This window comes from Marinovum sp. 2_MG-2023 (genome assembly GCF_030548265.1).
In the GTDB taxonomy this organism is placed as follows: domain Bacteria; phylum Pseudomonadota; class Alphaproteobacteria; order Rhodobacterales; family Rhodobacteraceae; genus Marinovum.
On the sequence record NZ_JAUOSD010000005.1, the window covers coordinates 180,401 to 192,977 of the forward strand.

Annotated in this window: 11 protein-coding genes; 9 read left to right on the top strand and 2 right to left on the bottom strand. The window is 60.5% G+C overall.

Annotated features, from left to right (window positions below; translation table 11 throughout):
* Positions 1-36 precede the first annotated feature (36 nt).
* A complete protein-coding gene (locus Q4577_RS08345; RefSeq protein WP_303469276.1) occupies positions 37-891 on the bottom strand; it encodes an amidohydrolase in 855 nt (284 codons plus the stop codon).
* Positions 892-1,083: 192 nt separating this feature from the next.
* The gene (locus tag Q4577_RS08350) at positions 1,084-1,812 is read right to left on the bottom strand and encodes a transporter substrate-binding domain-containing protein (RefSeq protein WP_303469278.1); all 729 of its coding nucleotides are present in this window, start codon (positions 1,810-1,812) and stop codon (positions 1,084-1,086) included.
* Between the two features lie 482 nt (positions 1,813-2,294).
* Here Q4577_RS08350 and Q4577_RS08355 point away from each other — a divergent pair, with 482 nt between their 5' ends.
* From Q4577_RS08355 to Q4577_RS08395, 9 genes are all read left to right on the top strand, one after another.
* Entirely contained in the window at positions 2,295-3,374 is a 1,080-nt protein-coding gene (locus Q4577_RS08355; protein WP_303469280.1) for a LacI family DNA-binding transcriptional regulator, read from the top strand.
* Entirely contained in the window at positions 3,371-4,633 is a 1,263-nt protein-coding gene (locus Q4577_RS08360) for an extracellular solute-binding protein (protein ID WP_303469282.1), read from the top strand. Before Q4577_RS08355 ends, Q4577_RS08360 begins: the two co-directional genes overlap by 4 nt.
* A 54-nt stretch (positions 4,634-4,687) precedes the next feature.
* A complete protein-coding gene (locus Q4577_RS08365; RefSeq protein WP_303469283.1) occupies positions 4,688-5,758 on the top strand; it encodes a carbohydrate ABC transporter permease in 1,071 nt (356 codons plus the stop codon).
* Complete coding sequence (locus tag Q4577_RS08370) at positions 5,758-6,639, top strand: carbohydrate ABC transporter permease (protein WP_303469285.1); 882 nt, start codon at positions 5,758-5,760, stop codon at positions 6,637-6,639. The genes Q4577_RS08365 and Q4577_RS08370 overlap by 1 nt, the downstream gene beginning before the upstream one ends.
* A 9-nt stretch (positions 6,640-6,648) precedes the next feature.
* Entirely contained in the window at positions 6,649-7,641 is a 993-nt protein-coding gene (locus Q4577_RS08375; protein ID WP_303469286.1) for a levansucrase, read from the top strand.
* Between the two features lie 5 nt (positions 7,642-7,646).
* On the top strand, positions 7,647-8,732 hold the full coding sequence (locus tag Q4577_RS08380) for an ABC transporter ATP-binding protein (protein WP_303469288.1): 1,086 nt from the start codon (positions 7,647-7,649) through the stop codon (positions 8,730-8,732).
* A gap of 211 nt (positions 8,733-8,943) precedes the next feature.
* Complete coding sequence (locus tag Q4577_RS08385; RefSeq protein WP_303469289.1) at positions 8,944-9,861, top strand: LysR family transcriptional regulator; 918 nt, start codon at positions 8,944-8,946, stop codon at positions 9,859-9,861.
* Positions 9,862-9,963: 102 nt separating this feature from the next.
* On the top strand, positions 9,964-11,544 hold the full coding sequence (locus Q4577_RS08390; protein WP_303469290.1) for an ABC transporter substrate-binding protein: 1,581 nt from the start codon (positions 9,964-9,966) through the stop codon (positions 11,542-11,544).
* A 63-nt stretch (positions 11,545-11,607) separates the two neighbouring features.
* A complete protein-coding gene (locus Q4577_RS08395) occupies positions 11,608-12,576 on the top strand; it encodes an ABC transporter permease (RefSeq protein ID WP_303469291.1) in 969 nt (322 codons plus the stop codon).
* Position 12,577: the final 1 nt, after the last annotated feature.

Consider the following 12,577-nt stretch of genomic DNA (forward strand, 5'->3'; position numbering starts at 1 on the left):
TTAATCCAAACGACGCGCGGTCCGTTGCCCGCGCGTCTACTGGCCGTCGAACAGGCGCGCGGGATTGTGACACATGATGTTTTGGATCTGTTCGGGCGTCACCCCACAGACCGAAAACAGCTTCGGAATGGCGTGAGAGTCGACATTCCGAAACGGCTCGATCTCGCCAAATGCGCGTGTCTTGCGTTCCGGGCCACCGCTGGTGTGCGGCCAATCTGAGCCCCAAATGATATGGTCGGGCCGCAGAGCGACGCATGTGCGGATCAGGGATTTTGCCTGGGTTTGCGCGCTCTCTGGGGTGGGGCCAAGTTTGTAGTCCGCCGACATTTTTATCCAAACAGGCTCGGAATCACATCTTTGGAGCAGGTCGATCAGGCTGCTTTCGGGGGCCTGTGCGCCGATGCCCGCGAAATGGTCCAGAACGACGGGCACACCCGCGTGTGTGATGAGTTCGACGTGCCGCAGCACGGCGTCGATTGGCGCGTAGATCTGAAGGAACATGCCGCTGCCCGCGAGGGCGGAGGCCATCGCCTGAACCGCGTGCGCGCCCGCATCGGCCTCGGCCCCGCTGACCAGATTGACACGAAAGCCGCGCACGCCGCTGGCGCGCATTTCGGCGATCGTGGCATGGTCGAGGGTCGAAGGGTCGGCTACCGCCACGCCACGCGCACGGTCGCCAAGGGTATCGAGCGCCTTTAACAAACAGGCGTTGTCGCTGCCATAGACGCTTGGTTGCACCACCACGGCGCGATCAATGTTCCCCGCCGCCATGATCCCAAGGAGGTCAGGCACACTGGCGTCGCCGGGCGTGTAGCTTCGCTGGTGCGCGAAGGGGAAGACGCGCGGATAGAACAGGTGAACATGCGTGTCCCAGGTGGCATTTTGCGTCATGTCAGATGTTCCAAAATGTGGGCACGCGCCGCCGTTGGCAGTGACGATCTGCCGAAGGTTTCTTGACCCTGTTGCACCACGGCCTCTGTGCCGCATTTCTGAAGCATGGAAGAAGGCAGGGATTCAAGCTCGCGCGCATAAGATGACAATGGGATGTCCTTGTTTTGGGCCGTGCGGCAAAGGCGCGAAGTCTCAGGCGGGGTCGGGGGCAATTGCGCTGTCGCGGCTGACGCCGTGGGCTTCAAGGATGTCACCGACCCGACCGCTGCGCGCCAATTCGGCGAGGAAATGACGCAGGTGCGCGGCCGCTTTGGGGCGACCTTTCACAATGGCCATCGCCTGTAGAATTTCCATGAATGGCGGTTGCAGCGTGCGTGCCCCCGGGCGCAGTTTGGCCTCGGTCTCCATCACCGCGCCAATGCCTGCAACCGCATGGAGTTCGCCTGCGTCCAGCGCCGCAAGCATGGCGTGAATGTCGGGAAAGGTCACCAGATTCTCGGCGCCGGGTTTGCGCGCAAGGGTGAGCGTATAGGCCGACCCCTCAACCGTGCCGACGGGCGCGCCAGATGTCACCAATGCGTCAGCGGTTTCCGCGGTGCAACCCGCCCCCGCGAGGTAACGCCCCTCGATCCGAATATAGGGATCGGTAAAGTCGATGGTCTGCGCGCGCTTTGGATCGACGGCAAGGAAGCAAACATCCCATAGGTCATCCTCGGCAGAGTTCGAGACGTCAACCGCGCGATCGAATTCGACGAATGTGAGGTCAACGCCGAGGTCGCTGGCCAGTGCTTTTGCAAGGTCGACCGAGATGCCCTTGGGTGTCCCGTCGGTGTTCCGCCCCACGAGGATGCGGTTCCCGTGATTAAGCGCGACGCGCAATGTGCCTGTCGGAGCAAATTCGGCTACGATATCTGTGGTCAATGGCGTCTCCTTGCATGGTACGGATGAAAATCTGGGGCTATTTGGGAGTGATTGGCTTATTTTCCGTTAAAATGCAATGAGTAAGTGATTTTGCGCCTGCATTTTGGACTTTGGTGGTTATCGACCATGTTCGCACGGCGCAATTTGCCCTGATCCGCTTCACCGTTCTCTGCCGTTGTGGGCGTCTGGTTGGGGTCTTCGGTCGCGGCCTCTGGGCGCCGTATGCCTTCCTAGGCTAGGGGCTATCTCGAAACAGGGCTGACCCTCTTTCTCCTCAGTCAGGGATGCAGAATTTCCCCCGCGCGGCATGCGCGATGTGTCTGTGCAAAGCCCTCTGTCCGCGACGATGTCGGTTGCACTGAACCTGTGGTGCCATCGGAGCGAGTTGACATGAGCCGGCGGAATCGCATATGACACCGGTGTCATGACATCGGTGTCATGCGCCAATGTCATATGGTGCATGGCAAGTGGAGGGGAGAGAAATGGCAACCATTTACGATGTTGCAAAACTGGCGGGCGTGTCCCCCAAGACCGTGTCACGCGTTCTTAACGGGGACGCGCCGGTCAACGCCAAGACCAAGGAAGCAGTCACCAAGGCCATCAATGCTCTCGGCTATGTGCCATCGCAGGCGGCGCGGATGATGCGGTCGAGCCGGTCGGGGATTATCGGCCTGATCACCGGTGCGATCTCGCAAGCGCCGGAGCCTGCAACCCCGTCGGGTCTGCCCGATCTGCATATCGTGCAGGGTGTTCAGCGCGAGATGGCGGCCAACGGCAAGATCCTGATGATCGCCGACACCGGCGGTGCGCCGGATGCAGCGCCGATCTTGGCGCGCACCTTTGCGCAGCACCGCGTCGAGGGGCTGATCTATGTGGCGGACCACCATAGCGAGGTGGACGTCGATCTTGGCAATGCCGATTGCCCGGTCGTTCTGTTGAACTGCTACGACAAGGCCGCCACCCCTTGCGTGCTGCCTGATGACGTGACCGGGGGAACCGAACTTGTTGCCCGGCTAATTCAGAGCGGCCACAGACGCATCGGATTTTTGACCCTCGACCCCGAAATGCCTGCGGCGCGGCTGCGTCTGAATGGCTATATGGCCGCACATGTGGCGGCGGGAATTACGCCCGATCCGACGCTTGTGGCACAGGGCTATCAAGGCGGTGCAGACAAGACCGGGGTCATGCTGGCGAAGTCGCTTGAGCGTTTGCTGTCTCTGGATGTGCCGCCAACGGTGATCTGTTGTGGCAACGACGAGATGGCGATGCGGGTGTACGGCCTGCTGCGCAGCCGCGGTCTTCGGGTGCCCGAGGATATCTCGGTCGCGGGCTACGACGATCACCGCTCGATTTCGGAAATGCTGTATCCGCAACTAACCACCGTAGACCTGCCCTACAGAGAGATGGGGCAGAAAGCGGCAAAATACATTCTGGAAATGATCGCGGGGACTGCTCCTGCATCACAGGGTCCGACGCTTGTGCGCGGGCCTGTCGTCTGGCGGTCCTCTGTGACCGATCTCACCACTGTCAAAAACACATCTCATGGGAGGAAACCATCGTGACCCTGACAAGAACCATCCTCGGCGCACTTGCTGCAACCACCGCATTGGCCGGCGCGGCCAACGCACAGAGCGAGCTGACCCTGTGGTATCACGGCGCGGGCAACGACGTCGAAAGCGGACTGCTGAACACCGTCATCGAAGAGTTCAATGCCGCGCAGTCCGATTGGGCTGTCACGGTCGAAAGCTTTCCGCAGCAGAGCTATAACGAGTCTGTCGTGGCCTCGGCGCTGGCCGGAAACCTGCCCTGCATTCTTGATGTCGATGGCCCCGTCATGCCGAACTGGGCCTGGGCCGGATACCTCCAGCCGCTGCCGATCAGCGATGCGGCCATCGACGGCCATCTGGACGCCACCATCGGTCGCTATAATGGCGAAGTGTACTCGGTGGGCCTCTGGGATGCCGCCGTGGCGCTTTATGCCCGCCAGTCGACGCTGGACGCGCTTGGCCTGCGCACGCCGACGCTGGACGAACCATGGAGCCGCGACGAGTTCATGGCGGCGCTCGACGCGGCCAAGGCCTCGGGCAACTACGACTATGCGCTTGATCTTGGCACCGCATGGACCGGCGAGTGGTATCCTTATGCCTTCTCGCCCTTCCTGCAGAGCTTTGGCGGCGATATCGTGGACCGCTCGACCTATGCCAGCGCCGAAGGCGTGCTGAACAGCGACGAAGCAATCGAGTTCGGTGAATGGTGGCAATCGCTGTTCGCGGACGGCTATGCCCCCGGCACCAGCCAGGATCCGGCAGATCGCGATGTCGGCTTCAACGAAGGCAAATATGCGTTTTCCTGGAACGGCAACTGGGCTGCGGCGGCGACGCTGGACGCCGGCGTCGACGATGTGCGCTTTCTGCCTGCGCCTGACTTTGGCAATGGTTCCAAGATCGGCGCCGCCTCGTGGCAGTTCGGTGTTTCCAGTGCCTGCGCGCATCCAGAGGGTGCGGCGGCCTTCGTCGAACATGCGCTGCAAGACAAGTACATGGCGGCCTTCTCTGATGGTATTGGCCTGATCCCCGCCTCCAAGGAAGCGGCGCAGATGACCGAGAAATACGCCGACGGTGGCCCGCTGGCGGTGTTCTTTGATCTGTCCGCAGAGCAGGCGATGGTGCGTCCGGTCACCCCTGGCTATGTGGTCGCCGCCAAGGTCTTTGAAAAAGCGCTGGCCGATATCGCCAATGGCGCCGATGTCGCCGACACCCTTGATGCCGCGGTCGACGAGATCGACAAAGACATCGAGAGCAATCAGGGCTACGGCCACTAAGCGCAGACGGCGGGCCGCCCATCGCGGCGGCCCCCGAATTGCCGAGGAAATCACATGTCCAGTAAATTGACCCGATCCAACCGGGCAGGGTGGCTGTTTGCCCTGCCGGGGTTCTCACTCCTGTTTCTGTTTATCATTGTGCCGTTCTTCTTCGCGTTCTGGTTGTCCCTGACCAACCAGCGGCTGGTTTCGCCCAACGAGGCGGAATTTGTCGGGCTGAAAAACTACAGCGAACTCCTGGGGTTGGCGGTGGTGACGCTTGAGCCGGAACGCGATGACGCCGGCCAGATTCTCCGCGATGCGGAGCGTGAGGTTGAATATCCCCGCGTGCGCACCATCACCCGCAACAAGGACTTTCCGCAGTACAAGGGCATGGGCGAGTGGTTTCGCTGGCAGTGGGGTGACAATGCTAAGGTGGTGATCGCCTCGGATGTGCTATTCATGAAGGCGCTGGTCAATACGCTGATGTTCGCGTTGTTCATCGTGCCGGTGCAGGGGGGCGGGGCGCTGTTGCTGGCGCTGCTGATCAACCAGAAACTACGCGGGATCAATGTCTTCCGGACGGTCTATTTCATGCCGGTGGTGATATCGATCGTGGTGATTTCGCTGCTGTGGCGGTTCATCTATTCCGGCAACGACGGCCTTTTGAACAACATCATTGAGGTGCTGACCTTCGGCGCTTTCACACCGATCGACTGGCTGGGGCGCACCGACACCGCGCTTGGCTCGATCATCGCCATGTCGGCCTGGCAGGGCATGGGCTTTCACATGGTGATCTGGCTCGCCGGGCTGCAGGCGATCTCGCCCACGCTCTACGAGGCCGCCGCGATTGAGGGCGCCAGCAAGTGGCAGACCTTCCGCTACGTGACCTGGCCGGGGCTGCGCAACACCGCTGTGCTGGTGCTGATCGTGATCACCATGCAGAGCTTCGCGGTCTTTGCCCAGGTCGACGTGATGACCAATGGCGGCCCGCTCGACTCGACGCAGACGCTGGTCTTCCAGACCGTCGAACGCGGCTATGGCAAGCAGGATATCTCGGGCGGTGCGACCATCTCGGTCATCCTGTTCCTCATGGTCCTGACCATCTCGGCCGTCCAAGGCTATCTGACACGGGAGCGCAAATAATGGCCGCCGTTACATCCGACAACCGTGGGCTGCGGCTCGCGACGCGCTATGCCGTCCTTGTTCTGGTGGGGTTCGTCTTCCTGTTCCCGCTGGTGTTCATGGTGGTCTCCAGCCTCAAGCCCGACCAGCAACTGCTGGCCGACACCTCGAGCATCCGGGCCTTCCTGCCGGTGGGCGACATCAGCCTCGATAACTACGTCAAGGCGTTCGAGCGCGCGCCCATCGGGCGGTTCATGCTGAACTCGGTCTTCGTCACGGTTGTCACCGTGTCCGCGTCGATCCTGCTCTGCTCGCTGGCTGCTTTCAGCTTCGTGTTCCTTGAGTGGAAAGGCCGGGGCGTGCTGCTCTCGGTGATCGTGGCGACGCTGATCATCCCGTTTGAGACCATCGCGGTGCCGCTCCTGCTCTTCGTCTCAAAACTTCCCTGGATCGGGCTCGAAGGGCTGGAGATCGGCTGGCTCAACACCTATCGGGTGCAGATTATCCCGTGGATGGTGGACGCGCTGACGATTTTCCTCTTCGTGCAGTTCTTCAAAGACCTGCCACGCGAATTGATCGAGGCGGCGCGCGTCGAAGGCGCCAGCTGGTTGCTGGTCTATCGCAAGATCGTCATGCCGCTGTCCGGCCCGGTGATCGCCACCGCCGCGATCCTGAAATCGCTGACCATGTACAACAACCAATATCTCTGGCCGCTGATCGTGGTGCAGGACGAGGCGCACCGTCCGGTGATGGTCGGCCTCGGCTACTTCTTCCAACTGCAAATCGCCTGGGGCGAGGTCATGGCCTATCTGACGCTGATCTCGGTCCCGGTCATTGCCTTCTATCTTGTTCTGCAACGCGCCTTCATCTCGTCGATTGCGTCGACCGGCGTGAAGGGCTGAGGAAACATCATGACACTGAAACTCGAAAACGACTGGATCTGGGACAGCTGGTACGCCCATGACGGAGACCGCTGGCACGGGTATTTCCTGAAAGCGCCGAAAAGCCTCGGTGATCCCGACCTGCGCCACTTTAACGTGACACAGGGCCACGCGGTCAGCGACGACCTGGTGAACTGGGAACATCTGGGCACCTGCCTTGCGCCCGCCGAGGGCCCGGCCTTTGACGATTACACCACTTGGACCGGCTCTGTGGTGCAGGATGATGGCGGCCTCTGGCACCTGTTTTACACCGGCACCTCGCATGCCGAGAAGGGGATGTACCAACGCATCGGCCACGCCACCTCGACCGATATGCACAATTGGGAGCGTGTGGGCGATGGGCTTTGCCTTGATCTCACCGGGCCGACTGCGGACCTTTATGAAAAGGACCACGCAAAGGGGTTTTGGCACGACCGCGCGATGCGCGATCCTTGGGTGATGCGCGACCCGGAGGGCACCGGCTGGCTGATGTATTTTACCGCGCGCGTCCCCGGTGAGGCCGAAGCAAACAACGGCGGCGCAGTCGGCTTTGCGACCTCACCGGATCTGGCCACCTGGACGCTGCAACCGCCGGTGTTTTCTGGCGGATATGGCCAGCTTGAGGTGCCGCAGGTTTTCGAACACGACGGCCAGTGGTATTGCCTGTTCTGCACCGCAGACGAGCATTTCTCCGAGGCGCAGGCCGCGGCCACGCCCGGCGGACCGGTCACCGGCAACCACTACCTGATCGGCGATGGCCCGCGCGGGCCCTGGCGGATCGCGTCCGGCTTCCTTGATGGCGCAAATCCCTGCCTGCGCTACGCCGCGCGGATTGTGCCGACCGACGACGGGCTGGTCATCCTGGGATTCAACCACACCGCACCGGATGGAAGTTTCGGCGGGTTCGTCATGGACCCCGAACCTGTGGTGCAACAGCAAGATGGGCTGCTCAAGGTCGAGCGCCCCTCGCTGGCAGCGGAGTAAGAGCAATGGCGACATTGAAACTGAAAGATGTGCGGAAGTCCTATGGCTCCGTCGATGTGATCAAGGGTGTTGATCTCGACATTGAAGATGGCGAGTTCGTGGTCTTTGTCGGCCCCTCGGGCTGTGGCAAGTCCACGCTTTTGCGGATGATTTCCGGGCTTGAGGACATCACTTCGGGCACGTTGGAGATCGACGGTCAGGTGGTCAATGACCTGCCGCCGAAGGATCGCGGCATCGCCATGGTGTTCCAGTCTTATGCGATCTTTCCCCACATGACCGTGCGCGAGAACGTGGCGTTCGGCCTGACCATTGCAGGTGCGTCGAAGAAGGAGAAGGAAGAGAAGGTGGCCGAGGCCGCGCGGGTGCTGCAGATGGAGCATCTGCTTGATCGCCGCCCCTCGCAGCTTTCGGGCGGCCAGCGCCAGCGCGTCGCCATCGGCCGCGCCATCGTGCGCAAGCCCAAGGTGTTCCTGTTCGATGAACCGCTGTCGAATCTCGACGCGGCGCTGCGCATGGACATGCGGATGGAGATCGGCCGCTTGCACGGCCAGCTTGACGCGACGATGGTCTATGTCACCCACGACCAGGTCGAGGCGATGACGCTGGCGGACAAGATCGTCGTGCTGAAGGACGGCAAGGTGATGCAGGTCGGCACGCCGATGGAATTGTTTCACGAACCCGCCAACCTCTTTGTCGCAGGCTTCCTCGGAGCGCCCTCGATGAATTTCCTCGATGTCGACGTGTCCGACCGCGATGCGGCGCAGGCCAAAGTTGCCAACGCTGCGCTGGATCCGATCACCGTGGCGCACAAAGGCCGCATCGATGGCCCCGGCAAGGCCGTCCTCGGCGTTCGCCCACAACACGTCAGCGCGGTGCCCCCCGACCAGGGAATGCTGCACGGCAAGGTCAACATGGCAGAGCGACTGGGCACCGAGACGGTGGTTAACATGACCCTGAAAGACGGCACAAAGTTCATCGCCGCCTTTGATGAGGACAAGGTGTTTCAGCAGGGCGAAAGCATTGATCTGGTGTTCAAGCCAGAACAGGCGCATCTGTTTCCCCCCGGCGAGATCACCAGAGCCGCCCATTGATCCGGGCCGGGCGGGGCTGTCGCCAAAGCACCGCCCGCGCCAGATCACGCGACATTTTTGGCCGCCTGCATCGGGTTTGGAACTGCGGCAGGCACGGAGCAGGTTCTCGCCAAAGTTAGGTTCGACTTATATAGAAGGTGACACGTATAGAAGGTAACAGCCCAAGATCGGTTGTTGCGTCGGCCCGCTTGGCGGTGGCAAGGAGTCCTGATTGTTCAAGATAGACACTGTCCAGTCTGCTTCATTTCTCGTTGCCTGCGAAGAGGGTTCGATCAGATCTGCATCAGAGCGATTGGGTGTCGAACCTTCGACGATCAGTCGGCAAATCAAGGCTTTGGAAGATTCGCTGGGAACCGCGCTGATTGAGCGGGGGCGCAGAGGCGTCCGCGCGACCGAGGCGGGAATACTATTGCGGACCTATCTGAAACACCAACAAAGCGAGCAAGAGGCGCTGTTGTCGGACTTTGACGCGCTCAAGGGGATGCGGCGCGGGGAATTGGTGATTGCGGTCGGAGATGGCTTTATCAGCGATTTTGTCGGCAATGCGGTGAAGTCTTACAAGGCGGCGTTCCCGGGGTTTACTTATGATTTGTTGAGCGGTTCGACCGAACAGGTTCTGCACGCGGTCAGAACGGACCGCGCGCATCTTGGACTGGCGTATAATGCGCGTACCGAACGGGCGATCCGCAGTGTTGCGCAGGTCAAGCAACCGCTGGACCTGCTGGTCAGCCCCACGTCGGAATGGGCGGATCTGCCAGAGCCTGTTACGATGGCGCAGCTCGAAACCTTGCCGTCGGCATTGTTGAAATCCGGCTTTGGCGTCGGGGATATGATTGCGGTGGCCGAAGGCGCACATGGGGTCAGGCTTCAGGCGCTTGTGCGGTCGAATTCTCTGGCTGTGCTGCGCAATTTCGTGCGTGAGGGGTTGGGTGTCACGGTGCTGCCCGCCTTTGTGGTCACCCGCGAAATTGCGGATGGGACCATCATTACCAAGTCTTTGGATATTCCTGAATTCAGCAAGGGCGAGGCGTCGGTTTTTACCCGGCAGGGACGTCGTTTGCCCGAAGGTGCGACGCGACTGGTCAACCACATCAGCCGATCAATGGTCGCCTTTCGCCACAGCACCTAGCGTTGCGTGAAGCGCAACGATAAGTCACATTTGCTGCAATTCCCGCAGTCTTGTTCTGGCCATAGTCTGTAGAGAATCGATGGATCTCAACAGGGTAAAAAAATGTCAAAAAACTATATCGCTCCTCTTGTCGCCGTCTTGGCCGTTTCGACCGCGTTGGTGGCCCCGGCGCAGGCGGAAACGCTGCGCATTGCCTCGCAGGGCGATGCCACCAGCCTTGACCCCCATAGCCACAATGAGAGCTTCACCAACTATTTTCTCGCCAATGTTTATGAGGGGCTTGTCGCGCGCGACGAGGATTTCGAGATCGCCGGTCAGTTGGCACAAAGCTGGGAGCAGGTGGATGCCACGACGTGGCGCTTCACGCTGCGCGATGGGGTGTCGTTCCATGATGGGTCGGCTTTCGCCGCCGATGACGTCATCTTCAGTATGGACCGTGCCCTTTCGGAAACCTCGAATTTCAAACATGTGCTGGCTTCGGTCGAAAGCTATAGCGCCATTGATGACATGACCGTCGAAGTCGTGACCAAAGCGCCAAATCCGATCCTGTTGAATGATCTTCTCGACCTGATGATCCTTGATAAGCAGTGGGCCGACGCCAACGGTGCCGCCGAGCCGATCAATCTTCAGGCTGAGGAAAAAGCCTATAGCGCCACCAACGCCAACGGCACGGGGCCCTTTCAGGTTGTATCGCGCGCGCAGGGTGAAAAGACCACGCTTGCCGCCTTTGATGGCTATTGGGGCGATGCGGGCAATGTAACCGAAGTTGTCTTTACCCCGATCAACAATGCCGCGACGCTGGTGTCGGCGCTTTTGTCGGGTGAGGTTGATCTGGTGATGCCGCTGCCGTTGCAGGACATTCCGCGCGTAGAAAACGGCGCAGGGGTCAAGGTGGTCTCCAGCGCCGAGGCGCGCACCATGTATATCGGCATGGACCAATGGCGTGACCAGATCATCGAAAGCCCGGTCGAGGGCAATCCGTTCCTTGATCTACGGGTGCGTCAGGCGATTGCCCATGCGGTGGACGCACAGGCGATCATCGACCGGGTGATGCAAGGGCAGGCGACGCTGGCCACGCAATACGTGATGGACAAGGTGAACGGCTATAACCCCGATCTGACCCGGCTGGAATACAGCGTTGATACCGCCAAATCGCTCCTGGCCGAAGCAGGCTATCCCGATGGGTTCGAGGTCACGATGGATTGCTCGACCGACCGTTACGTCAATGACGGTCAGATCTGTCAGGCAACCGTCAGCCTGCTGGCCCGTGTCGGGATCAAGGTGAACCTGATCGCCCAGCCCAAGGCCCAGTTTTTCCCCAAGGTTGTCGCGCCTGATTTCGGCACCTCGTTCTTTTTGCTTAGCTGGACGCCCTCGACCATGGATGCGTTGAACGTGTTCCAGAATGTGCTGGGAACCCGCGATCTGGAAAACGGCAAAGGCGCGTGGAACATCTCTGGCTGCTCGGTTCCAGAAGCCGATGCGCTGGCGGCAGAGGCGGCTGTGACGATGGACGCAACCGCGCGCGAAAAGATGCTGCAAGACGCGATGGCCCTCATGGTCGAAGATGTCTGCCTCGTGCCGCTGCACGTGCAGCAGTTGGTCTGGGGCGCGGCGGAAAACATCGACGTGGTGCAGCACCCGACGTTTGAGTTCCCGCTGGAATATTTCAACGTCAACTGATCGCGCCTGTGCGGCCCGCCTTTGTTGGGCCGCACCCCATCGCCCCCTACATGGAAACCTGATATGTATTTTTTGCTGGCCCGATTGCTTCAGGCCACGATTGTGATGCTGTGCGTTGCCCTTGTTGGCTTCCTGGTATTTCAATTTGTAGGCGACCCGGTTCTGTCCCTTGTCGGACAGGAAACATCCGTCGAAGACCGCGAAGCGCTCCGCGAGAGCCTTGGCCTGAACGATCCGATCCTCGTGCAATATGCCCGCTATGTTGTGAACGCCGTGCAGGGCGATTTCGGCATCTCCTACAGCTTTAACCGTGATGTCAGCGAAATGATCGCAGACCGGCTTCCGGCGACGATAGAGCTGGTGATGCTGTCCGGTGTTCTGTCGCTGTTGCTGGCCATTCCGGCAGGCATTTACACCGGCATCCGGCGCAAGGGCGGCATTGCCCAGACGATCATGGCGCTTTCGGTCATCGGGGTCTCTATCCCATCCTTCCTGTTGGGTATCTTGTTGATTTTGGTATTCTCGGTCTGGCTGAACTGGTTGCCTTCATTCGGGCGCGGCGACGTGGCGGTGATGCTTGGGGTCCGATCCAGCCTGTTTACCTGGGACGGGCTTAGCCATGCCTTGATGCCCGCCGCCGTACTCTGTCTGTTTCAATTGGGCGTCATCCTGCGCCTGATCCGGGCCGAGATGCTGGAGGTGCTGCGCACCGATTACATCCGCTTTGCCTGGGCGCGTGGATTGCCGGGCGGGCGGGTCTATTTCCGCCATGCGCTGAAAAACACACTGGTGCCGGTGGTTACGGCGATTGGCCTGCAACTCAGCTCTCTGTTTGCCTTTTCGATCATCACCGAGCGGGTGTTTCAATGGCCGGGCATGGGGTCGTTGTTGCTGCATGCCATTGGCCAAAGCGACATCCCGCTGCTGGCCGCCTATCTGATCTTTGTCGGGCTGGTGTTCACGATCTCCAACCTTGTGGTGGATGCGATCTATGTGCTGATCGACCCCCGCATTCGCCACGGAGCGCTTTGAT

What these genes read in the sequence shown, in the direction of transcription:
- Q4577_RS08345 (WP_303469276.1), bottom strand. Translation starts at nt 891, where the DNA reads ATGACGCAAAATGCCACCTGGGACACGCATGTTCACCTGTTCTATCCG.
- Q4577_RS08355 (WP_303469280.1), top strand. Translation starts at nt 2,295, where the DNA reads ATGGCAACCATTTACGATGTTGCAAAACTGGCGGGCGTGTCCCCCAAG.
- Q4577_RS08365 (WP_303469283.1), top strand. Translation starts at nt 4,688, where the DNA reads ATGTCCAGTAAATTGACCCGATCCAACCGGGCAGGGTGGCTGTTTGCC.
- Q4577_RS08370 (WP_303469285.1), top strand. Translation starts at nt 5,758, where the DNA reads ATGGCCGCCGTTACATCCGACAACCGTGGGCTGCGGCTCGCGACGCGC.
- Q4577_RS08375 (WP_303469286.1), top strand. Translation starts at nt 6,649, where the DNA reads ATGACACTGAAACTCGAAAACGACTGGATCTGGGACAGCTGGTACGCC.
- Q4577_RS08380 (WP_303469288.1), top strand. Translation starts at nt 7,647, where the DNA reads ATGGCGACATTGAAACTGAAAGATGTGCGGAAGTCCTATGGCTCCGTC.
- Q4577_RS08390 (WP_303469290.1), top strand. Translation starts at nt 9,964, where the DNA reads ATGTCAAAAAACTATATCGCTCCTCTTGTCGCCGTCTTGGCCGTTTCG.
- Q4577_RS08395 (WP_303469291.1), top strand. Translation starts at nt 11,608, where the DNA reads ATGTATTTTTTGCTGGCCCGATTGCTTCAGGCCACGATTGTGATGCTG.